Below are 22139 nucleotides of genomic sequence, written 5' to 3'. Positions count from 1 at the left end.
AACCTCACAGTGAGTCACCGAGTTTCCGTCCGGGGAGCCATATGTCCAGCGATTACGCCAAGCAGCTCGGAGCAAAGCTCCGGGCCATCCGCACGCAGCAGGGCCTGTCCCTGCACGGCGTCGAGGAGAAGTCCCAGGGCCGCTGGAAGGCAGTGGTCGTGGGCTCGTACGAGCGCGGCGACCGTGCCGTGACCGTGCAGCGACTCGCCGAGCTTGCGGACTTCTACGGAGTTCCGGTCCAGGAGTTGCTGCCGGGTACGACCCCCGGCGGGGCGGCCGAGCCGCCCCCGAAGCTCGTCCTCGACCTGGAGCGCCTGTCCCAGGTCCCGCCGGAGAAGGCCGGGCCTCTCCAGCGGTACGCCGCCACGATCCAGAGCCAGCGCGGCGACTACAACGGCAAGGTGCTGTCGATCCGCCAGGACGACCTCCGCACCCTGGCCGTGATCTACGACCAGTCGCCGTCCGTACTCACCGAGCAGCTCATCGGCTGGGGCGTCCTCGACGCCGACGCGCGGCGCGCGGTCCAGCACGAAGAGGGCTAGGCGCCCGGCTCGCCCGAATAGTGCAGAAACGTCCCGCCGCCCGGTGCGGACCCCTTCCCGGGGCCCGCACCGGGCGGCTCCGCGTTCCGGGGCGCCGCACGCTCCGGTCGCCGCACCGGGTTTTTCCGGTGCGGCGGGTCGGGGTCGGTGGCGGGCGGCGTCAGGCCGGGGCGCTCGCGTACATCCGGGAGATGACCTCGGGCAGCAGGCGTTCGGTGAGGCGCGGGGGCAGGGCCTGGAGGACGGCGAGGACGGGGGCCATGCGGTCGGGCAGCGCGCCGCCGGGGCCGACGCCCGCGAGCTGGAGGGCGAGCGCCACCTCGTCGGGGCCGAGGGTGTCCGGGTCGAGCGCGGCGGCCAACTCCACGAGTCCGGGGTCGACGGCGGTCGGGCCGTACGCGCGGGCCCTGGTCACGGCGTCGGCCAGGTGGGCGAGGAGTTCGTCGATCCGGTCCGGTTCCGCGACGGCGGCGGTGACCGTGAGGTGCACATTGGACGGTGAGCCGCCGAAGGCGGGCTGCGGCTGGAGGTACCAGCCGAGCAGCCGCATCTCGTCCGCGACCACGAACGGGTCGAGCGCCGGGTCGGCGGAGGCGACGGCCACCAGCGACGCCTCGGGGGCGCCGAGCACCCGCAGCCCCTCGATCCGGCCGATCCCCGCGACCAGCCGTACGGTCGCCGCGTGCACGCGGCGGGACAGGTCGGTGTACCCGTCGGTGCCGACCCTGCGCAGCACCGCCCAGGCGGCGGCGAGCGGCCCGGCGGACTTGGTGCCCTGCAAGGTCGCGTTGACGACCGGGTAGCCCGGCCAGGAGGCGTGCGCGAACCAGCCGTGCCTGCGCAGTTCCGCGTCCCGGAAGAGCAGCACGGAGGCGCCCTTGGGCGTGTAGCCGTACTTGTGCAGGTCGACCGAGAGCGAGGTGACGCCGGGCACCGCGAGGTCGAAGGCGGGCGGCGGCGCGATGCCGTCGGCCAGCCGCCGGTGCGCCAGGTACCAGCCGCCGATGCAGGCGTCCACGTGGCACAGCGTGCCGCGTTCGGCCGCCGCCCGCGCCACCTCGGCGACCGGGTCGAGCACGCCGTGCGCGTAGGAGGGCGCGGAGACGACGACGAGGGCGGTACGGGGGCCGATGGCGGCTGTCATGTCCTCGGCCCGCACCCGGAAGGTCTCCGGGTCCACCGGGACGCTCACGACAGTGAGTCCGAAGAGCGCCGCGGCCTTGTGGAAGGCGGCGTGCGCGGTGACGGGGAGCACGATCTCGGGGGCGGTGACGCCGCGCGTCCTGCGGGCGTGCTCGCGGGCGGTGAGGACGGCCAGCAGGCAGCTCTCGGTGCCGCCGCTGGTGAAGGTGCCCGCCGTCCGCGGGCCGCCGCCGAGCACGGCCGCCGCCCGCCCCACGACGTCGTTCTCCAGCGCGACCACGCTGGGGAAGGCGGTCATGTCGAGGCCGTTGACGCCCGCGAAGGCGGCCTGGGCGCTCGCCGCCAGATCGTCGAGCCCGTCGAGTCCCGCGTCGTAGACGTACGCCATCGTCCGTCCGCCGTGCACGGGCAGGTCGGCGGCGCGCAGTCCGGCGAGGTGCTTCAGGATCGCGTCGTCGGTCCGGTCGTCCGTTTCGTCCATGCGCGGGAATCTAGGCCAGCGCCAGGACACACACCAGGCCCGAAGCAGAATATTGTTCAACTTCTGCTTCGGGCCCGGAAGGACGGGCCGGGCGCTCGGGCGCGGTTCCTACCGCTTGAGCGTCGGCTTCAGTTCCATCAGCCGGGCCAGCAGCCCGTTGACGAAGGCCGGTGACTCGTCGGTGGAGAACTCCTTGGCGAGCTGCACCGCCTCGTCCAGCACGACCGCGTCCGGGACGTCGTCCTCCCAGAGCAGCTCGTACGTGCCGAGCCTCAGCACATTGCGGTCCACGACCGGCATCCGGTCGAGCGACCAGCCGACGGAGTAGCTGGACAGCAGTTCGTCGATCCGCTCGGCGTGCGCCTCACAGCCCTCGACGAGCCGCATCGTGTACTCGGTGACCGGCGGCTGCCGGTCGTCGGTCCTGGCGAGCCGGATCCAGTCCGCCATGGCGGTCTTGGGGTCGACGCCCCGCTGTTCCGCCTCGAAGAGGATCTGGAAGGCCCGCTTGCGGGCCTTGTTCCGGGCAGCCACGGTTAGCTGTTCACCCGGCCGAGGTAGTCGCCCGTACGGGTGTCGACCTTGACCTTCTCACCCGTGGTGATGAAGAGCGGGACGCCGATCTCGTAACCGGTCTCCAGGCGGGCGGGCTTGGAGCCGCCGGTGGAGCGGTCGCCCTGGACGCCGGGCTCGGTGTACTCGATGACCAGCTCGACGGAGGCGGGCAGCTCGACGTAGAGCGCGGAGCCCTCGTACATCGCCACGACCGCCTCGAAGCCCTCGAGGAGGTAGTTGGCGGCGTCGCCGACCGTCTCGGGCGCGATGATGATCTGGTCGTAGGTCTCGGTGTCCATGAAGACGAAGTCGGTGCCGTCCTTGTAGGAGAACTGCATGCCGCGCTTGTCGACGTTGGCGGTCTCGACCTTCACGCCCGCGTTGAAGGTCTTGTCGACGACCTTCCCGGAGAGCACGTGCTTCAGCTTGGTGCGCACGAAGGCGGGGCCCTTGCCGGGCTTGACGTGCTGGAACTCGACTACGGTCCAGAGCTGGCCGCTGTCGAGCTTGAGCACGAGGCCGTTCTTGAGGTCGTTCGTGGTGGCCACGGTTGCGGAATCTCCTGAAAGTGCTGCTTCGGGGACCGAGGAGGGCACGCGCCCGTCACAGGGCGAGCAGTTCCTTGGTCGTGATGGTGAGTAGCTCGGGCCCGCCGTCCGCCAGTGGACGTACGACGAGTGTGTCGTCGATGCGGACACCGCCGCGGCCCGGAAGGTGGACCCCCGGTTCGACGGTGACCGGCACGCAAGCGTCCAGTTTACCCATGGCCGCAGGTGACAGCCGAGGGTCCTCGTCGATTTCCAGACCCACGCCGTGTCCCGACCACTGTGCCAGACCCTCCGCGTGGCCGGCGGCGGTGAGCGGGCTCCGGGTCGCGTGGTCGACGTCTCGGCAGGCCACACCGGGTGCGAGCGCCTCGCGGCCGGCCCGCTGGGCGGCGAACACCAGCTCGTAGAGGTCGATCTGCCAGGCTGCTGGAGCGGTGCCGATGACGAACGTACGGCCGACTTCGCAGCGGTAGCCGCGGTAGCGGGCGCCGAGCCGGACGGTCAGGAAGTCGCCCTCCTCGACGCGGCGGTCGGTCGGCACGTGCCGGGGCGCGCCGGAGTTCGGCCCGGTGCCGACGGAGGTGCGGAAGGCGGGGCCCTCGGCGCCGTGGTCGACCAGGCGGCGCTCCAGCTCCAAGGCGAGGTGCCGTTCGGTGCGGCCGACCAGGATCGACTCCAGCAGCTCGCCGAGGGCCTGGTCGGCGATCTCCGCGGCGATCCTGAGGTTGGCGATCTCGTGCTCGTCCTTGACCAGCCGGAGCTGTTCGACGGCGCCGCCGAGGTCGGACAGCGGGAGCGCGCCGACGACCGAGCTGATCGCGCGGTGCCGGGTCACCGTCAGGTGGTGCTCCTCGACGGCGAGGGAGTCGGCGCGCTGCTCGCGGGCCAGGTCGGCGGCGGCCACCGCCGCGTCGCCGTCCGGCGTCGCCAGCACCACCGCGCGCAGGTCGCCGGGCAGCGGTTCGTCGCGGTCGTCCTGCGGCGGTGTGAGGTGCACCAGCGCGTCGTCGTCCGGGCCGATCAGCAGCGCCGCGCCCTGCGGCGCGCAGCCGGTCAGGTAGCGGATGTTCGCGGGACGGGTCACCAGCGCGGCGGACGCGCCGTTCGCCGCGCACCGGTCGCGCAGCCGTGCTCTGCGTGCTGCGTGCACCTCGGACATGTGGCGAGCGTATGGGCGCGTCGGCGGCCCGGCTTCCTGAGCGCGTCCACCCGTGGCGCCGGGCCGCCGGCCGCGCCCGTACCGCCGAAGGCTCGCCTGCCGCGTGAGCCCGTACGCGGGCCGCTCGCCCGCCGCCGCCGGATCGTGCGGACGGGCTACCAGATGGGCGGGCCCTGGGCGCTGCGGGCCACGACGCGGTCGAGGGCGGCGGCGGCGGAGACCACGTCGAGCTGGGAGTTGTCGATGATGGGCAGGCCCGAGCCGTACCAGCCCGCCATACGGCCGTGGATCCGGGCGACTTCCTCGTCCGACAGGCGGCGGTTGCCGGTGCGCTCCGCGTTGCGGGTCAGGACGACGTCCAGTCCCGGGAGCAGGACGACGGGGAGCAGGCCGGGCCCGACGTGCCGCTTCCAGCCGCCGAGGCCGACGGCGGGGCGGTCGGGGAAGACGGCGTCGTCGATGATGCAGGAGACGCCGTTGGCCAGGAAATTACGGGCGGCGAAGCCGCAGGTGCGGCGGGCCAGCCGGTACTGCGCCTCGGAGTGCTCGTTCCACCCCGCCTGCGGGTCGGCGAAACCGGCCCGCACCCATTCGCGTACGTCGTCCAGGCTGATGTGCGCGGTCGGCGCGCCGCGGTGGTCGGCCCAGTGCCGCGCGATCGTCGTCTTGCCCGCCCCCGCCGCGCCGATCAGCAGCACGGCTATCGGGCCGTGCGAGGCGCCGGACAGCGAGCCGTTGCCGTGCGGCGCCGGGACCTGCACGGGCGCGGGCGACGACAACGGGAAGTGCCCCGTACTGACGCCCGTCCCCTGGGGCGGGGTGGGGCCACCGGGCTGCGGCGCCCCCACAGCGTGCTGCATCTCGCCCCACTCCATCCCGTACGGAGGACCAGCTTCTTGAACCGGCCGGTAACGAACCCGTTCGACACGGAACGGTACAGCCCCTGACGGCCGTTGTGTGAACGAGCCGCGCTCCTCCAGGGTGCCCCGCTAGGAGCCGCCGTCCTCCGCGAGGGCGCGCAGCGCCAGCCGGTACGAGCCGATGCCGAATCCGGCGACCGTACCGGAGGCGACGGCGGCCACGACGGAGTTGTGCCGGAACGCCTCGCGCGCGTACGGGTTGGAGATGTGCACCTCGATCAGCGGCGCGGTCCGCTGCGCGGCGGCGTCGCGCAGCGCGTAGGAGTAGTGCGTGAAGGCGCCGGGGTTGAGGACGACGGGAATCCGGCCGTCGGCCGCCTCGTGCAGCCAGCCGATCAGCTCCGCCTCGTCGTTGGTCTCGCGGACCTCGACGTCGAAGCCCAGCTCGGCGCCGAGCTTGGTGCACTCCTCGACCAGACCGGCGTACGAGGTCGCGCCGTAGACGTCGGGCTCGCGGGAGCCGAGGCGCCCGAGGTTGGGGCCGTTGAGCACCAGGACGCGGGTGGTCACGCGGAGACCTCCCCGTAGGCGGCGAGCAGGACGGCCGGGTCGGGGCCCTCCAGCACGGTCGGCTTGGCGAGTCCGTCGAGGACGATGAAGCGCAGCATGTCGCCGCGGGACTTCTTGTCGACCTTCATGGTCTCCACCAGCTTCGGCCACTGGTCGCCGCGGTAGGTCAGCGGCAGTCCGACGGACTCCAGGACGGCGCGGTGCCGGTCGGCGGTCGCGTCGTCCAACCGCCCGGCCAGGCGGCCGAGTTCGGCGGCGAAGACCATGCCGACGGAGACGGCGGCGCCGTGCCGCCAGTTGTAGCGCTCGTTCTTCTCGATCGCGTGCGCCAGCGTGTGGCCGTAGTTGAGGATCTCGCGGAGGCCGGACTCCTTGAGGTCGGCGGAGACGACCTCGGCCTTGACCCGGATGGCGCGTTCGATCAGCTCGCCGGTGTGCGGGCCCTCCGGGCCGCGGGCGGCGGCCGGGTCGGACTCGATCAGATCGAGGATGCCGGGGTCGGCGATGAACCCGGCCTTGATGATCTCGGCGAGGCCGCTGACGTAGTCGTTGACCGGCAGCGAGGCGAGCGCGGCGAGGTCGCAGAGGACTCCGGCGGGCGGGTGGAAGGCGCCGACAAGATTCTTGCCCTCCGCGGTGTTGATGCCGGTCTTGCCGCCGACGGCCGCGTCGACCATGCCGAGCACGGTGGTGGGCACGGCGATCCAGCGCACTCCGCGCAGCCAGGTCGCGGCCACGAAACCGGCCAGGTCGGTGGTGGCGCCGCCGCCGACGCCGACGATCACGTCGGTGCGGGTGAAGCCGGTCTGGCCGAGCGCCTTCCAGCAGTAGGCGGCGACCTCGGCGGTCTTGGCCTCCTCGGCGTTCGGGAGCTGGATGGCGATGGCCTCGAAGCCCTGCTCCGCGAGGTCCTCACGGATCGCCTCGCCGGTCCCGGCCAGCGCCTCGGGGTGCAGGACGGCCACCCGGCGCGCCTTGGGCCCGATCAGTCCCGGCAGTTCGCCGAGGAGCTGGTGACCGACCAGCACCTCGTACGCCTCGGTGCCCGCCGTGGCACCGACCTGGATACGGGTGGGGGGCGCCACCGCGTCGTTCTCGCTCATGCGTCCTTCAGTTGGAGTGCGTCGAGGACGGCCTCGGCCACGTCCTCGGGGGTGCGGTCGTCGGTGCTGACCACGGCGCGGGCGATCTCCGTGTACAGCGGGCGGCGTACGTCCATCAGCTCGCGCCACTGCTGGCGCGGGTTGACCGCGAGCAGCGGGCGCGGCGCGTCCAGGCCGACGCGGCGGACGGCCTGGTGCAGGCCGACGTCGAGGAAGACCACCGGCAGACCGGCCAGCAGGTCGCGGGTGGGGCCGTCCATGACGGCGCCGCCGCCCAGCGACAGCACGCCCTCGTGCTCGGCGACGGCGGTGCGGACCGCGGCGCGTTCCAGCTCGCGGAAGCGCGGCTCGCCGTCGTCGATGAAGATCTCGGGGATCGGCTTGCCCGCGACGGCCTCCACATCGGCGTCGGTGTCGCGGTACGTGGTGCCCAGCCGGTCGGCGAGCGCGCGGCCGACGGTGGTCTTGCCCGCTCCGGGCGGGCCGACGAGGACGATCGCCGGGCCGGTCACTTGATCGCCAGGTTGTCGAGGAAGCCGCGGACGCTGCGCCGGGTCTGTACGACCGAGTCGCCGCCGAACTTCTCGGCGACCGCGTCGGCCAGCACCAGGGCGACCATCGCCTCGGCGACGATGCCCGCCGCGGGCACCGCGCACACGTCGGAGCGCTGATGGTGGGCCTGGGCGACCTCGCCGGTGGTGACGTCGATGGTGGCGAGTGCGCGGGGCACGGTGGCGATCGGCTTCATCGCGGCGCGGACCCGCAGCACCTCTCCGGTGCTCATGCCGCCCTCGGTGCCGCCGGACCTGCCGGAGGCGCGCCGGACGCCGTCGGGGCCCGGCACGATCTCGTCGTGCGCCTTGGAGCCGGGCACCCGGGCCAGGTCGAAGCCGTCGCCGACCTCGACGCCCTTGATCGCCTGGATGCCCATCAGCGCGGCGGCCAGCCGTGCGTCGAGCCTGCGGTCCCAGTGCACGTGCGAACCGAGGCCGACCGGCACTCCGTACGCCAGCACTTCCACGACGCCGCCGAGCGTGTCGCCGTCCTTGTGGGCCTGGTCGATCTCCGCGACCATCGCCTTGCTCGCGTCCGCGTCCAGGCAGCGCACCGGGTCCGCGTCCAGCCGCTCCTCGTCGCCGGGCACCGGCACCACGCCGTAGGGCGCCTTCGCCCCGGCCAGTTCCACCACGTGCGAGACGATCTCGATGCCCGCGGTCTCCTTCAGGTACGACCGCGCGACCGCGCCCAGCGCCACCCGCGCCGCGGTCTCCCGCGCGCTGGCCCGCTCCAGCACCGGCCGCGCCTCGTCCAGGTCGTACTTCTGCATTCCCGCCAGGTCCGCGTGGCCGGGTCGCGGCCGGGTCAGCGGCGCGTTGCGGGCCAGGCCCGCCAGGATCTCCGGGTCCACCGGGTCGGCCGACATGACCTGTTCCCACTTGGGCCACTCGGTGTTGCCCACCATCACGGCCACCGGGCTGCCCATGGTGAGGCCGTGCCGTACGCCGCCCAGGAAGGTCACCTCGTCGCGCTCGAACTTCATCCGCGCCCCGCGCCCGTATCCCAGCCGCCGCCGCGCCAGCGCGTCCGCCACCAACTCCGTGGTGACCGGCACCCCGGACGGCAGCCCCTCCAACGTCGCGACGAGTGCGGGTCCGTGCGACTCCCCCGCGGTCAGCCAGCGCAACCTGCTCAACGGTGCTCCCTCGATGTGCGCGTCCCGGTCCGGCCGCCCCCGAGCAACGGCGTGCCGTCCTGTCCCCCGATCCTCCCACGCCGACGTGCCGTGCCCCGACACGGTCCACCGTGCGGACAGCGACCGGCCGGAACCGTCACCCCCGCGGCAGCGCGGCCTCGCCCGCCGCGCGCATGGCCGCGAGGGGGGCGGGGGCGTGGCCGGTGTACTGCTCGATCTGGAGGACGGCCTGGTGGACCAGGAGGTCGAGGCCGCCGACGACCGGGGCGTCGCGGCGGGACCAGGCGGCGGCCAGCGGGGTGGGCCAGGGGTCGTAGAGGACGTCGAAGAGGGCGCCGGGGGCGGGCGGGACGGCGGCGGCGAGGTGGTCGGCGGCGCCGGCCGGGGTGGTGGCGATGACCAGCGGCTCGTCGAGGGCCTTGGCGGCGTCGGCCCAGTCGGCGACGCGCACGGCGACACCGAGGCGGTCGCCCCACTGCCGCATCTCGGCGGCGCGCGCCGGGCCGCGCACGTACGCGGTGACCTCGGCCGTGCCGAGCCGCGCGAGCGCGGCCAGCGCGGAGGAGGCGGTGGCCCCGGCGCCGAGGACCGCCGCGGACGGCGCGGAGGTGATGCCGCGCTCCCGCAGGGCGGCGAGCATGCCGGGGATATCGGTGTTGTCGCCCCTGCGGCGGCCGTCGGGGCCGAGCACGACCGTGTTGACGGCCTCCACGGACGCGGCCGTCTCGGTGATCTCGTCCAGCAGCGGGATCACGGCCCGCTTGAGCGGCATCGTCAGCGACAGACCGCGCCAGACGGCGGGGTCGAGGCCGCCGATGAAGCCGGGCAGCGCGGCCTCGTCGACCTCGAAGCGGTCGTAGCGCCACTCGTCGGCGAGGCCCATCGCCTCGAACGCGGCCCGGTGCAGCACCGGGGAGAGCGAGTGCGCGATGGGTGACCCGAGCACCGCCGCACGGCGGGTGCCCGGGTGTCCGGTCGTGTCCACGGAAGAAGTGCCCCGGTCCTACTGGCTGTTGTACTGGTCGTAGAGCTTCTGGAACTCGGCGTGCGTCGAGGTGAACTTGGTCGTCTTGCCGTCCAGCGAGATGAAGTAGTACCAGTTCCCGCTGTCGGGGTTCATCGCCGCCTTCAGCGCGTCGACGCCCGGGTTGCCGATCGGCCCCGGCGGCAGGCCCTTGTACTTGTACGTGTTGTACGGGTCGTCCAGGGACTTGATCTTGGCGAGGCTGATGTTCGTGGCGCTGGTGTTCTTGATGTAGTTGTACGTCGAGTCGAACTGGAGCAGTCCGAAGGTCTCCTTGTTGGTGGGGACCATCCGGTTGTAGACGACCTTGGCCATCTTGCGGAAGTCGTCGTCGGTCTTGCCCTCGGCCTGCACCAGGCTGGCGACGGTGAGCAGTTGCAGCGGCGAGCTGAGATTCTGCTTCTTCGCCTCGGCGACCATGTCGAACTGGGCGTACTGCTTCTTCGCCTCGCCGACCATCTCGCGCAGCAGCGCTTCGGGCTTCATGCCCTTGGCGACGCCGTAGCGGGACGGGAAGAGGAAACCTTCCAGCGGGTCCTTCACCTTGGAGCTGGTGTCCGCCCAGTCCGGCAGTCCGAGGTTCTTGGCCTGGTCGTGCGCGACCTTCTTCGTGCTGCCCGCGGAGAGGCCGAGGCGCTTGTCGATGGCGTCGTAGATCTGCGCGTCGCGCATGCCCTCGGCGATGATCATCGCGTTCTGGGACTTGGGGTCGAGCATCATCGTGACGGCCGAGGCCGCCGACATCTGCTTGTTGAGGACGTAGACGCCCGCCTGGATGAACTGGCCCTTGGGGTTCTTGCGGGCCGCGGCGGTGAAGGCGTCGACGCTCTTGACCACACCGTCGGACTTGAGGATGTTGCCCATGGTGGTGATCGTCGAGCCCTTGGGGATCTCGACCTGGACCTCGCCCGCGCCGTTGCCCGAGTAGTCGGGGGCCGGGCCGAAGCGGTCCTGGTAGAAGTTGTAGCCGAAGTAACCGACGCCGCCGAGGCCGCCGCCCAGGACGACCAGGACGACCAGGCACGCGCAGCCGCTGCGGCGCTTCTTGCCGCCCTTGGCGGGGGCCGACTTGCCCGCGCGCCTGCCGCCGCCGCTCGTGGTGGTGGTCGCGGGGGCGTCGTCATCGTCGTCGTCGTCGCGGCCGGAGAAGAAGGCGTGCTCGCGCGGGTCGTCGTCCTCCCCCGCGTCCCAGTCGCCGGTGTTGCCCGGAGCCGTCCGCAGCGGGCGCGCGCCCGGCTCCTGCGGGTGACCGTCCTGCGCACCCTGGACGCCTTGCGTGCCCTGCGCCGGGCCCTGGCCCTGTGGCTGACCCTGGCCGTGCAGCGGCGCCTGCGGCTGGCCCTGCCCCGGAGCGCCCTGATTCAGACCGCCCTGTCCCGGACCGCCCGGCCCCTGCCCGGGCCCCTGGCCCTGGAACGGCGCCTGCGGCTGCTGCCGGTACTGGGGCTGCTGCGGCGGCGGGTAGCCGTTCTGCCCGTAGAAGTCGGGCTGCGGGCCGCCCGCGTACGGATCCTGCGGCTGGTGCCCGCCATACGGGTCCTGGTGGCCGTATCCGCCGACCGAGTGGGAGCCGGTGTCGTAGCCGTCGTACTGCGCCTGCGGGTACTGCTGCTGTTGAGGGTGCTGCTGGGGGTGCTGCTGGGGCTGGTACTGCCCCTGCGGGTGCTGCGGCTGCTGCTGCGGGTACCCCTGCTGCTCGTACTGCTGCGGGGTCTGGGGGTACTGCTGGCCGCCCTGCTGCTGCGGGTACTGCTGCTGGTGCTGACCGGTGGCGTAGGGGTCGTACTCCGCCTGCGGGTACGGCACCTGCTGCTGCGGCGGGTAGGGCTGCTGCGCCTGGTCGTAGCCGTCACCGAAGAGCGGGTCCTCGGGATGCCACGGTTCGGAGCCGGCGCCCCGGCCATAGTCAGTCATCGGTCCCCTTGGTACGCGGTCTGCAACCGGCTTGCCGACCCTGTGAAACGGGCGGCGCCCGAGGGGCGCCGCCGTGTCGCGCGAGACGTTACCGTATCGCGATCAGATGACCACTTCGACGCTCTCGCCCGGAGCTTTACCCGACACCCGTTCGGTCTCCAGCGCACTTTGCAAAATAATGACCGCGGCAGCCTGATCCACTACGGAGCGTCCCTTTTTCGCCTTCACTCCGGAGGCGCGGAGCCCTTGCGTGGCCGTGACCGTACTCATGCGTTCGTCCACCAGGCGCACCGGAACCGGCGAGATGACTTTCGCCACATGCTGGGCGAAGCCGCGGACCTTGGCCGCCGCCGGGCCCTCGCCCCCGTTGAGGGAGCGCGGCAGCCCGACGACGACCTCGATCGGCTCGTACTCCGCCACGATCGCGGCGAGCCGCCGCAGCGCCGCGGGCACGTCCCGGCCGGGCACCGTCTCGACCGGCGTGGCGAGGATTCCGTCGGGGTCGCACGAGGCGACCCCGATGCGGGCGTCCCCGACATCCACCGCGATCCTCCGGCCCCTCCTCATGCCGCCTTCCCGCCCCGGGCGGCTCGGATCCGGCGAACCGTCCGTCACGCCTTCTCGCCCACCAGGCGCTGGACGGCCTCGACGGCGTCCTGGACCGCGGCCGGGTTCTGGCCGCCGCCCTGGGCCACGTCGTCCTTGCCGCCGCCTCCGCCGCCGAGGGTCTTGGCGGCGGTGCGGACCAGCTCGCCGGCCTTGATGCCGCGCTCGCGGGCGGCCTCGTTGGTGGCGATGACGGTCAGCGGGCGGCCGTTGGCGACGGTGAAGAGGGCGACGACGCCGGGGCGTCCGCCGCCGATCCGCTGGCGGACGTCGAGGACGAGCTTGCGCAGGTCGTCGGCGCCGGTGCCCTCGGGGACGGTACCGGCGACCAGGGCGACGCCCTTGATGTCGGCGGCGCTCTCGGCGAGCCCTGCGGCGGCCTGGAGGACCTTCTCCGCGCGGAAGCGCTCGATCTCCTTCTCGGCGTCCTTGAGCTTGGCGAGCATCCCGGAGATCTTGTCGGGCAGCTCCTCGGGGCGGCCCTTGACCAGCTCGGTGAGCTGGGCGACGACCGTGTGCTCGCGGGCGAGGAAGTGGTAGGCGTCCACGCCGACGAGGGCTTCGACCCGGCGCACGCCGGAGCCGATCGAGGACTCGCCGAGCAGTTTCACCAGGCCGAGCTGCGCGGTGTTGTGCACATGGGTGCCGCCGCACAGCTCCTTGGAGAAGTCGCCGATGGTGACGACCCGGACCCGCTCGCCGTACTTCTCGCCGAATTCGGCGATGGCGCCCTGCCTCTTGGCCTCGGCGATCGGCAGGACCTCGGCGGTGACGTCCAGTTCGCGGGCGAGCACCTCGTTGATCTTCTGCTCGACGTCGGTGAGGACGGTGCCGGGGACGGCGGCCGGGGAGCCGAAGTCGAAGCGGAAGCGGCCGGGGGCGTTCTCGGAACCGGCCTGGGCGGCCGTCGGGCCGAGGGCGTCGCGCAGCGCCTGGTGGGTCAGGTGGGTGGCGCTGTGGGCGCGGGCGATGGCGCGGCGGCGTACGAGGTCGATCTGGGCCAGCACCCCGGCCCCGACGGTGACCTCGCCGACCTGGACGACGCCCTTGTGCACGCTGACGCCGGGCACCGGCTGCTGGACGTCGCGGATCTCGATCACCGCGCCGTTGTCGGCGCGGATGCGGCCGGTGTCGGCGAGCTGGCCGCCGCCCTCGGCGTAGAACGGGGTGCGGTCGAGCACCACTTCGATCTCGTCGCCCTCGGTGGCGGCGGGCGACGGGACGCCGTCGACCAGCAGGCCGACGACGGTGGCCTCGTTGTGGTTCTGGGTGTAGCCGGTGAATTCGGTGCTGCCGGAGCGGTCGGCGACCTCGCGGTAGGCGGACAGGTCGGCGTGGCCGGTCTTCTTGGCGCGGGCGTCGGCCTTGGCGCGGTCCCGCTGCTCCTTCATCAGGCGGCGGAAGCCCTCCTCGTCCACCGACAGGCCCTGTTCCGAGGCCATTTCGAGGGTGAGGTCGATCGGGAAGCCCCAGGTGTCGTGGAGCAGGAACGCCTTGTCGCCGGGGAGCACGCTGCCGCCGGCCGACTTGGTCTCGGTGATGGCGGTGTCGAGGATGTTGGTGCCGCCGCTGAGGGCCTTGAGGAAGGCGGTCTCCTCGGCGATGGCGACCGTCTCGATCCGCTTGCGGTCCGAGATCAGCTCCGGGTACTGCTCGCCCATGGTCTTGATGACGACGTCGGCCAGTTCGGCGACGACCGGTCCGGTGGCGCCCATCAGCCGCATATTGCGGATGGCGCGGCGCATGATGCGGCGCAGGACGTAGCCGCGCCCCTCGTTGCCCGGGGTGACGCCGTCGCCGATCAGCATCACGGAGGTGCGGATGTGGTCGGCGACCACGCGCAGCGACACGTCGGTGTCGTGGGCCTGGCCGTAGCGCACGCCGGTCAGTTCGGTGGCGCGGTCCATGACGACGCGCAGGGTGTCGGTCTCGTACATGTTCTGCACGCCCTGCAGGATCATCGCGAGGCGTTCGAGGCCGAGGCCGGTGTCGATGTTCTTGCTGGGCAGGTCGCCGAGGATCGGGAAGCTCTCCTTGCCCTCACCGGCGCCGCGTACGTACTGCATGAAGACCAGGTTCCAGATCTCCACGTACCGCTCGTCGTTGACGGCGGGGCCGCCCTCGACGCCGAACTCGGGGCCGCGGTCGTAGTTGATCTCGGAGCAGGGGCCGCAGGGTCCGGGGACGCCCATGGACCAGAAGTTGGGGCCCATGCCGAGGCGCTGGATGCGCTCGGCGGGGACGCCGATGACGTCGCGCCAGATCTGCTCGGCCTCGTCGTCCTCCTGGTAGACGGTGATCCAGAGCCGGTCGGCCTCCAGGCCGTAGCCACCGTCCTCCAGGGAGCCGGTGAGCAGCTCCCAGGCGTACTTGATGGCGCCTTCCTTGAAGTAGTCGCCGAAGGAGAAGTTGCCGCACATCTGGAAGAACGTGCCGTGCCTGGTGGTCTTGCCGACCTCTTCGATGTCCGGGGTGCGGACGCACTTCTGCACGCTGGTGGCGCGGTCGAAGGGCGGCTTGACCTCACCGAGGAAGTACGGCTTGAACGGGACCATGCCCGCCGGGACCAGCAGCAGAGTCGGGTCGTCCGCGATGAGCGACGCCGAAGGGACAACGGTGTGCCCGCGCTCCTCGAAGAAGCGCAGCCAGCGGCGGCGGATTTCTGCCGACTCCATCAGTGTTCGTCCTTCCGGTTGTACGCAATGCTCCGGCGCGGTGCCGGGAGTTCGGACGGGATTTCGGATTGCGGGGCGCTGCCGGTGAGGCCGAGCGCGTCCTGGAGTTCGCTCTCGCGCTGCGTCATGCCCGCCCGTACGTCCTGGGCGAACACCCGCAGCCGCGCGCCGGTCTCCAGCGCGCGGTCGGCCGCGGTCGCCGCGAGGCTCTCCGGCGTGAGGCGGCGCAGCGCCCGGTTGACCTTGGTGGTGGCCCAGACGCCGGTGGCGGCGCCGGTGACGAACCAGAACATACGGCGGAACATGTGGCCTCAGTCCTTCGAGCGGTTGCGACGGCCGCCGCGCCGGGCGGCGGGGAGCACCTTGCCTGCCTTGACGGTCCTGGCACGGGAGCGGCCGGTGCCCGCCGCGCCGTTGGCCGCCGCGCCCGCGCCCGCTCCGCCGGAGGTCCGCAGGCCGACCGCGCGCCGTACGCCGTAGCTGAAGGCGGCGACCTTCACCAGGGGTCCGCCGAAGGCCGACGCGACGGTGGAGGAGAGCGCGGAGGCGTTGGCCGTCACCTCGGCGACCTCCGCGGTGATGGTGTCGACCCGGTCGAGCTGGCTGTGGGCGGTGCGCAGCGCGTCGGAGGCGTCGCCGAGCAGCGGTACGGCCTGCTCGGTGATGCCTGCCACGAGTTCACTGGTCCGCTTGAGCGTCTGGGCGAGCCTGACCAGCGCGACGGCCAGGAACGACACCAGGATCGCCCAGAAGACCGCCACGATGAGGCCAGCCACCTCTGCACCGGACACGTTGCTCCGCTCCCTCACCGTCGGCATCTCACGGACACTTCGCCGCGCTGTTTCGGCCGCTTCTCACGGCTGCTTCCCGCGACCGCTTCCTCGGCCGCTCCTCACGACCGCGGTCCGCGGCTGGTTTTCACCACGACATCGGCCTCCGACCCTATCGCGCCGGGCCTGCGCGTCCGTACCGCATTACGCGCGCGCCGGGGCTGTCCCACAACCGGGCAAGCGCGGGCGTTATACCACTACTCGGCGACGGGATTGTACGGTCCGCGCACAGTCAAGTACGCTCCGTACACCATGGAGACTGTGGGTAACCTCCCCGCCGAGCTGACCGGCTTCGTCGGCAGGACGTCCGAACTCGCGGCGCTCGACGCGCTGTTGTCGCCGGCGGCGGAGTCCCGGCTGAGCACCGTGACCGGGGTCGGCGGGGTGGGCAAGACGCGGCTGGCGCTGCGGGCCGCCAGGCACGCGCAGGACCGTTTCCTCGGCGGCGTCTGGCTGGTCGACCTGTCCGGGCTCGGCGACGCGTCGCTGCTGGACCACGCGGTCGCGGAGGCGCTGCGGCTGGCGGACCACACCACCCGCTCGACTCGTTCGGTGCTGACCGAGCGGCTGGCCGGCCGCGAGCTGCTGCTGGTCTTCGACGGCTACGACCGGGTGCACGCCGAAGTGGCCTCCCTCGCCGCGGAGTTGCTGCGCCGCGCGCCGGGGTTGCGGGTGCTGGCGGCCGGCCGCAGGCCGCTGGGCATCACCGGGGAGCGGCTGCTGCCGCTGGCGCCGCTGCCCGCGCCGGACGCCCGCAGCGACGCCGTGCGGCTGTTCGCCGAGCGCGCCGCGGCCGTGCTGCCGGGCTTCACCGTGACACCGGCCAACAGCGGTCCCGTCCTGGAGCTGTGCGCCCGGCTCGACGGCCTTCCGCTCGCCCTCGAACTGGCGGCGGTCCGGCTGCGGGCGCTGTCGGTGGAGCAGGTGCTCGAACGGCTCGACGACCGCTTCCGGCTGCTGACCGGCGGCGACCCCACCGCGCCCGCCCGGCACCGCGCGCTGCGTACGGCGATCGGCTGGAGCCACGAATTGTGCACGCCGGGCCAGCGGCTGCTGTGGGCGCGGCTGTCGGTCTTCGCCGGACGGTTCGACCTGGACGCGGTGGAGTACGTGTGCGCGGGTCCCGACCTGGCCGAGGAGGACATCGTGGAGACGGTGTCCGCGCTGGTCGACCAGTCGGTGCTCAGCCGCGAGGAGGGCGCCGACGGTCTGGTGCGCTACCGGATGCTGGACACGGTCCGCGAGTACGGCGCGGGCTGGCTGGCCGCGCTCGGCGACGACGTACGGATGCGGCGGCGGCACCGCGACTGGTACCTGGGGCTGGCCACCTGGTGCGAGCTGGACTGGTTCAGCCCCCGGCAGTCGGAGGTGGCCGCGCGCGTCGAGGCCGAACTGCCCAATCTCCGGCTGGCGTTGGAGTTCAGTCTGGACGGCGCCGCGGACCGGCCGCCGGAGGACCCGGCCGTCGGCCAGTATCTGGCGGGCACCTTGTGGTTCTGCTGGGTCGGCTGCGGGCGGCTCGCGGAGGGCAGGCACTGGCTGGAGCGGGCCCTCGACCTCGCCGCGGGGCGCTCGGAGGCGCGCGCCAAGGCGATGTGGGTGTACGGCTATGTGACGCTGCTCCAGGGCGACTCGGTCACCGCGCTCGACGTGCTCCAGCAGTGCCGCAGCGAGGCCGAGGCGGCCGACAACGGCACGGCGATGGCGTACGCGGTCCACCGGCTGGGCTGCCTCGCGCTGGTCTCCGACGACATGCCGCGGGCCGAGCGGTTCATCGGGGACGCGCTGCTGCGCTACCGCCGGATCGGCGAACTCAACAGCAACGTCCTCATGGCGCAGGTCGAGTTGGCGATGGCGGTGGCCTTCCAGGGCGACCTGGACCAGGCGGTGACCCTCGCCGCGGAGGCCCGCGACATCTGCCACGACCACGGGGAGCGCTGGACGCTGGCCTACGCGCTCTACGTCCTCGGTTACGCCGCCTGGCTCGGCGGCGACCGCGCGGAGGCGCGGCGGCTGGCCGAGGAGGCGCTGGCCATCGACCACGCCTTCCGCGACCTGGTCGGCGCGGTGCTCGCCCTGGAGCTGCTGGCCCTCATCACCGAGGACGAGGGCGCCCCGCACGAGGCCGCGGTCCTCCAGGGCGCCGCGGGGCGCCTGTGGGCCTCGGTCGGCCTGCGCCTGTTCGGCTCCCGCTTCTTCAACGCCCCGCACGTGCTGTGCGAGGCGCGCGTGCGGGCGGCGCTGGGTGACGACGCCTACGCCGCCGCCCTGAGCGAAGGCGAGCGGTTCGGGCTGGACGCGGCGGTCCACCGCGCCCTCCACCGCCCGTCGCCCGCCGCCGCCACCCGCGAGCGTCCCGCCCGGAAGGCCCCCGCCAGGAGCGCGGCCCCCGCGGAGGTGGTCGCCCCCGAGTGAGGGGGACGGGGGCACTTCCCAGCGGCGGCTGAGGGACGCGTTACACGACCGACCACGACGGCGGCGGCGTCACCGCCGGCCCCGGGGGCCGCTTGCCACCGGCCGGTTGACCGGGGCCCCGGGGGGCGACCGCCTCCCGTACGGAGCGCGGTGCCCCACCTCGGCGACCTCCCCGGAGGGGGTCAGCGGGCGTAGTACTCGACGACGAGCTGCTCGTCGCAGATGACGGGGATCTCGTTGCGGTTGGGGTCCCGGTCCAGGCGGAAGGCGAGGGCCTGGAGGTTGGTCTGGAGGTAGCGAGGGGCCTCGCCCTCACCGGCCCAGCCGCCTTCGCGGGCGACGATGAACGGCGTCTTCTCGCGGGAGCGCTCGCGGACGGTCACGACGTCGTCCGGGCTGACCCGGAAGGACGGCTTGTCGACCTTCCGGCCGTTGACCTCGATGTGGCCGTGCACGACCATCTGGCGGGACTGGTAGATCGTCCGGGCCAGACCGGCACGGAGCACGAGGGCGTCCAGACGCCGCTCCAGCTCGATGATCAGGGCCTCGCCGGTCCGCTTGCCGGAGACCTTCTTGGCGCGGTCGTACGCGCGCTGCATCTGCCGCTCGCTGATGTCGTACTGCGCGCGCAGCCGCTGCTTCTCCAGCAGCCGGGTCTTGTAGTCGCTGTTCTGCTTGCGACCGCGACCGTGCTCACCGGGCGGGTAGGGGCGGGCCTCGAAGTACTTGACCGCCTTGGGGGTGAGCGCGATGCCCAGCGCCCGGGACTTCTTGACCTTGGGACGCGACTGATTCACGTGCGTGGAACCTCCGTGTAAATTAGGTAAGGCTTACCTTAGCTGAGGAGAACGCATGTTTCGACCCGGGAACCCCATGCCTGGCGTACCAGCACATGGTCAGCCGCGTCCCGAAGTGGAAGAAGCGCCCCGGCTGCCCTCGGCAGCCGAACGCGCGCGAACTCTCGTCGAGAATAACTCGTCCGCCGTCGTGACGATTCCCGGCCTGGCCACGGCCGGATCCGACGTCATGACCCCGGTGCGCCGCTCCGTGGGGCCCACCGGCGACGTGTTCCTGCTGTTCCCCGACGAATCCCCCGCCGTGCGCGTGGTGCGGGCCGCGGGCGGCGAGGAGATCGAGGCTGTGCTGGAGATCACGGATGTGGCGCCGGTCGCGGTGCCGCACCGGATCCGCGGCAGGGCCTGGGTCGCGGGCTGGCTGACACCCGTCCCCGGCGGCGCGATGGAGTCCGGTACGACACTGCTCCGCCTGGAGACCGGCGAGATCTCGCTGGACGACCTGTGGGGCGCCGCCCTGGTCGAGCCCGACGAGTTCGCCGACGCCGCCGCCGACCCGCTCGCCGAGTACGAGAGCGAACTGCTCCAGCACCTCGCCGCCGCCCACAGCGCCCAGGTGGGTCTGCTGTGCGCCCTCGTCGGCCGCCGCGAGGCGTCCTGCGACGGCGCCTTCGCGGGCTCGCGCCCGACGCTGAGCGCCGTGCCGCTGGCGCTCGACCGCTTCGGGCTGCGCGTGCGCTTCACCGGCGACAACAGCGTCTTCGACGCCCGCTTCGACTTCCCCGAACCCGTCCGCGACCGCGACGGGCTGCGCCGCTCGATGCACGCCCTCTTCGACGCGGCCCGCGACTGCTGATCCGGGGATGTGTCAGTCCGAGGCCGGGGCCTCGCCCGCGAGCCGGGCGCGGACCCGGTCCAGGACGTCCGCGTAACGGGCCTCCGTGCCGTGCCGGGTCGGCTCGTAGTAGCGGCGGTCGCGCAGTTCGTCCGGCGCGTACTGCTGCGCGGCGATGCCGCCGGGCACGTCGTGCGGGTAGACGTACCCCTGGGCGTGGCCGAGCTTGGCGGCGCCCTTGTAGTGGCCGTCGCGCAGGTGCGCGGGCACGGGTCCGGCCTTGCCCGCCCGTACGTCCGCCAGCGCCGCGCCGATCGCGGTGGTGGCCGCGTTGGACTTCGGCGCGAGCGCCAGCGCGATGGTGGCGTGGCTGAGGGTCAGCGCGGCCTCGGGGAAGCCGATCATGGCGACGGCCTGGGCGGCGGCGACGGCGGTGGGCAGGGCGGTGGGGTCGGCGAGGCCGATGTCCTCGCTGGCGGAGATCATCAGGCGCCGCGCGATGAAACGCGGGTCCTCGCCCGCGTCGATCATGCGGGCGAGGTAGTGCAGGGCGGCGTCCACGTCGGAGCCGCGGATGGACTTGATGAGGGCGCTGGCCACGTCGTAGTGCTGGTCGCCGTCGCGGTCGTAGCGCACGGCGGCCCGGTCGACGGACTCTTCGAGGGTGGCCAGGGTGAGCGTGTCCTCGCCCTTGTCCAGGGCGGAGCCCGCGCCCGCCTCCAGAGCGGTCAGGGCGCGCCGCGCGTCGCCGCCGGCGATCCGCAGCAGGTGCTCCTCCGCGTCGTCCGGCAGGGTCACCGCGCCGCCCAGACCGCGCTCGTCGGTCACCGCGCGGCGCAGCACACCGCGCAGGTCGTCGTCGGTGAGCGGTTCGAGGGTGAGCAGCAGGGAGCGGGACAGCAGCGGCGAGATGATCGAGAAGTACGGGTTCTCCGTGGTGGCCGCGATCAGGGTGACCCAGCGGTTCTCGACGGCGGGCAGCAGGGAGTCCTGCTGGGCCTTGCTGAAGCGGTGGATCTCGTCCAGGAACAGCACGGTCTCGCGCTGGTACCCGCCCGCCTGGCGCTTGGCGCTCTCGATGACCGCGCGGACCTCCTTGACGCCCGCGGTGATCGCCGAGAGTTCGACGAAGCGCTTGTCGGTGGCCTTGCTGACCACGTACGCCAGCGTGGTCTTCCCGGTGCCGGGCGGCCCCCACAGGATCACCGAGGACGCGCCCGCCGGTCCCCCGCCGTCGGCCACCAGGCGGCGCAGCGGGGAGCCGGGGCGCAGCAGGTGCTGCTGGCCGACGACCTCGTCGAGGGTACGGGGCCGCATCCGTACGGCGAGCGGGCTGCTGCCCGGATCCCGCTCGTGACGGTCCTCTGCGGCTGCGGTGAACAGATCTGGCTCCACTCCGGCAGCCTATGCGCTGGGTGTGACAGCCCGGTCGGCGGCGGCGGCGAGCAGGGCGTGGACCAGGCGCAGGTCGGTGCCGTTCTCGGGGTGCCACTGCACGCCGAGGGCGAAGCGTTCGCCGGGCGCCTCGACGGCCTCGACGGTGCCGTCGTCGGCGTGCGCGGCGGCGGTGAGACCGTCGCCGAAGCGGTCGACGGCCTGGTGGTGGTAGGTGGGCACGTCCTGGGGGCCCGGCAGCACGCGGGCCAGCAGGGTGCCGGGCACGGGCGTGACGCGGTGCTCGCCGAAGACGCCGGGCCCGGGGGCGTGGGCGTCGTGGCCGACGCGGTCCGGCAGGTGCTGGACGAGCGTGCCGCCGTACAGCACGTTCATGAGCTGCATGCCGCGGCAGATCCCGAGGACGGGGACGGCCGCGTCCAGCGCGGCGCGCAGGACGGCCGACTCCCAGCCGTCGCGCTCCGGTGCGGGCGGCCCGGTGCGCGGGTGCCGTGGTGCGCCGTAGTGCTCGGGCGCGATGTCGGGGCCGCCCGCCACGATCACCGCGTCCATCCGCGCGACGGCCGCCGGTGCGCGCTCGGCCGCGTCGGGCGGCAGCAGGACGGCGACGGCGCCCGCGGCCTGCACCAGGCGCGGGTAGACGGCGGGCAGCAGGACGGCGGAGGTGTCCCACAGCCCCCAGCGCGCCCGCTCCAGATAGGTGGTGACCCCCACCAGCAGCGTCCTCGGCACCGTCCCCGTCCTCCCGCGTCGGCCAATGGTCCGGACTCGTACCTTAACCGGCGCGATCTTCCGCCCCGGTGCTAGGGCGTGTCCGTAAAGTCTCGTCGTCCGCCCGGAGGGCGGGGCTGGCGGTGTCTGGTGCGTGCGATCGGCAATGGCGGTGGGGGTGCCCCCGGACGAAGTCTGGGGGAGGCCGTCCTCATAGTGGGCCTATTCGGATGAGCCCGACAACGCAGCGAGCGTGCGTGCCAGGCGCCGCCAGCCAGACGAGACT

The 22139-nt window shown here is 72.8% G+C and carries 21 protein-coding genes; 3 read left to right on the top strand and 18 right to left on the bottom strand.

Annotated elements, in window-relative coordinates; all coding sequences use genetic code 11:
• Positions 1 to 41: 41 nt before the first annotated feature.
• Entirely contained in the window at positions 42 to 542 is a 501-nt protein-coding gene (bldD, locus tag ACIP4Z_RS12760; protein WP_033174517.1) for a transcriptional regulator BldD, read from the top strand.
• Between the two features lie 160 nt (positions 543 to 702).
• On the opposite strand, the gene ACIP4Z_RS12755 is transcribed toward bldD, so the two are convergent.
• From ACIP4Z_RS12755 to ACIP4Z_RS12685, 15 genes are all read right to left on the bottom strand, one after another.
• Positions 703 to 2166 carry a pyridoxal phosphate-dependent decarboxylase family protein gene (locus ACIP4Z_RS12755; protein ID WP_401307134.1) on the bottom strand — a complete coding sequence of 488 codons (1464 nt, stop codon included), beginning with the start codon at positions 2164 to 2166 and terminating at the stop codon, positions 703 to 705.
• Positions 2167 to 2274: 108 nt separating this feature from the next.
• Positions 2275 to 2700 carry a transcription antitermination factor NusB gene (gene nusB, locus ACIP4Z_RS12750; RefSeq protein ID WP_188285183.1) on the bottom strand — a complete coding sequence of 142 codons (426 nt, stop codon included), beginning with the start codon at positions 2698 to 2700 and terminating at the stop codon, positions 2275 to 2277.
• A 2-nt stretch (positions 2701 to 2702) separates the two neighbouring features.
• A complete protein-coding gene (gene efp / locus ACIP4Z_RS12745) occupies positions 2703 to 3269 on the bottom strand; it encodes an elongation factor P (RefSeq protein ID WP_188285184.1) in 567 nt (188 codons plus the stop codon).
• 55 nt (positions 3270 to 3324) lie between these two features.
• Complete coding sequence (locus ACIP4Z_RS12740) at positions 3325 to 4428, bottom strand: M24 family metallopeptidase (protein WP_401307129.1); 1104 nt, start codon at positions 4426 to 4428, stop codon at positions 3325 to 3327.
• Between the two features lie 155 nt (positions 4429 to 4583).
• Positions 4584 to 5288: an AAA family ATPase gene (locus tag ACIP4Z_RS12735; RefSeq protein WP_188285186.1), complete on the bottom strand. Its 705-nt coding sequence runs from the start codon at positions 5286 to 5288 to the stop codon at positions 4584 to 4586.
• A gap of 129 nt (positions 5289 to 5417) precedes the next feature.
• A complete protein-coding gene (gene aroQ / locus ACIP4Z_RS12730; protein ID WP_401307125.1) occupies positions 5418 to 5858 on the bottom strand; it encodes a type II 3-dehydroquinate dehydratase in 441 nt (146 codons plus the stop codon).
• Positions 5855 to 6961 carry a 3-dehydroquinate synthase gene (aroB, locus tag ACIP4Z_RS12725; RefSeq protein ID WP_355348743.1) on the bottom strand — a complete coding sequence of 369 codons (1107 nt, stop codon included), beginning with the start codon at positions 6959 to 6961 and terminating at the stop codon, positions 5855 to 5857. Before aroB ends, aroQ begins: the two co-directional genes overlap by 4 nt.
• Positions 6958 to 7473 carry a shikimate kinase gene (locus ACIP4Z_RS12720; RefSeq protein ID WP_355348740.1) on the bottom strand — a complete coding sequence of 172 codons (516 nt, stop codon included), beginning with the start codon at positions 7471 to 7473 and terminating at the stop codon, positions 6958 to 6960. Before ACIP4Z_RS12720 ends, aroB begins: the two co-directional genes overlap by 4 nt.
• Complete coding sequence (aroC, locus tag ACIP4Z_RS12715) at positions 7470 to 8654, bottom strand: chorismate synthase (RefSeq protein ID WP_355348737.1); 1185 nt, start codon at positions 8652 to 8654, stop codon at positions 7470 to 7472. Before aroC ends, ACIP4Z_RS12720 begins: the two co-directional genes overlap by 4 nt.
• A 136-nt stretch (positions 8655 to 8790) precedes the next feature.
• Positions 8791 to 9639 (bottom strand): shikimate dehydrogenase, encoded by an 849-nt coding sequence (locus ACIP4Z_RS12710; RefSeq protein WP_401307120.1) that lies wholly within the window; start codon positions 9637 to 9639, stop codon positions 8791 to 8793.
• Between the two features lie 18 nt (positions 9640 to 9657).
• On the bottom strand, positions 9658 to 11592 hold the full coding sequence (mltG, locus tag ACIP4Z_RS12705) for an endolytic transglycosylase MltG (RefSeq protein WP_401307117.1): 1935 nt from the start codon (positions 11590 to 11592) through the stop codon (positions 9658 to 9660).
• 102 nt (positions 11593 to 11694) lie between these two features.
• On the bottom strand, positions 11695 to 12159 hold the full coding sequence (ruvX, locus tag ACIP4Z_RS12700) for a Holliday junction resolvase RuvX (RefSeq protein ID WP_355348851.1): 465 nt from the start codon (positions 12157 to 12159) through the stop codon (positions 11695 to 11697).
• A gap of 44 nt (positions 12160 to 12203) precedes the next feature.
• The gene (alaS, locus tag ACIP4Z_RS12695; protein ID WP_391160801.1) at positions 12204 to 14873 is read right to left on the bottom strand and encodes an alanine--tRNA ligase; all 2670 of its coding nucleotides are present in this window, start codon (positions 14871 to 14873) and stop codon (positions 12204 to 12206) included.
• On the bottom strand, positions 14873 to 15178 hold the full coding sequence (locus ACIP4Z_RS12690; protein WP_188285194.1) for a DUF6167 family protein: 306 nt from the start codon (positions 15176 to 15178) through the stop codon (positions 14873 to 14875). The genes alaS and ACIP4Z_RS12690 overlap by 1 nt, the downstream gene beginning before the upstream one ends.
• Before the next feature lie 6 nt (positions 15179 to 15184).
• Positions 15185 to 15664, bottom strand: a complete 480-nt coding sequence (locus ACIP4Z_RS12685) for a DUF948 domain-containing protein (RefSeq protein ID WP_401307113.1) — start codon at positions 15662 to 15664, stop codon at positions 15185 to 15187.
• 291 nt (positions 15665 to 15955) lie between these two features.
• On the opposite strand from ACIP4Z_RS12685, the gene ACIP4Z_RS12680 reads away from it, so the two are divergent.
• A complete protein-coding gene (locus ACIP4Z_RS12680) occupies positions 15956 to 18118 on the top strand; it encodes a regulator (RefSeq protein WP_355348721.1) in 2163 nt (720 codons plus the stop codon).
• A 182-nt stretch (positions 18119 to 18300) separates the two neighbouring features.
• On the opposite strand, the gene rpsD is transcribed toward ACIP4Z_RS12680, so the two are convergent.
• Entirely contained in the window at positions 18301 to 18915 is a 615-nt protein-coding gene (gene rpsD, locus ACIP4Z_RS12675) for a 30S ribosomal protein S4 (RefSeq protein ID WP_188285197.1), read from the bottom strand.
• 133 nt (positions 18916 to 19048) lie between these two features.
• Here rpsD and ACIP4Z_RS12670 point away from each other — a divergent pair, with 133 nt between their 5' ends.
• Positions 19049 to 19768: a DUF2470 domain-containing protein gene (locus ACIP4Z_RS12670; RefSeq protein ID WP_355348848.1), complete on the top strand. Its 720-nt coding sequence runs from the start codon at positions 19049 to 19051 to the stop codon at positions 19766 to 19768.
• A 12-nt stretch (positions 19769 to 19780) separates the two neighbouring features.
• Here the strand turns inward: ACIP4Z_RS12670 and ACIP4Z_RS12665 are convergent, their stop codons facing one another.
• Positions 19781 to 21142: a replication-associated recombination protein A gene (locus ACIP4Z_RS12665; protein WP_355348717.1), complete on the bottom strand. Its 1362-nt coding sequence runs from the start codon at positions 21140 to 21142 to the stop codon at positions 19781 to 19783.
• A 9-nt stretch (positions 21143 to 21151) separates the two neighbouring features.
• A complete protein-coding gene (locus ACIP4Z_RS12660; protein WP_401307109.1) occupies positions 21152 to 21874 on the bottom strand; it encodes a gamma-glutamyl-gamma-aminobutyrate hydrolase family protein in 723 nt (240 codons plus the stop codon).
• Positions 21875 to 22139 lie beyond the last annotated feature (265 nt).

This window comes from Streptomyces sp. NPDC088910 (genome assembly GCF_044749865.1).
GTDB lineage: Bacteria > Actinomycetota > Actinomycetes > Streptomycetales > Streptomycetaceae > Actinacidiphila.
This window is presented reverse-complemented; position numbering and strand designations above follow the sequence as displayed.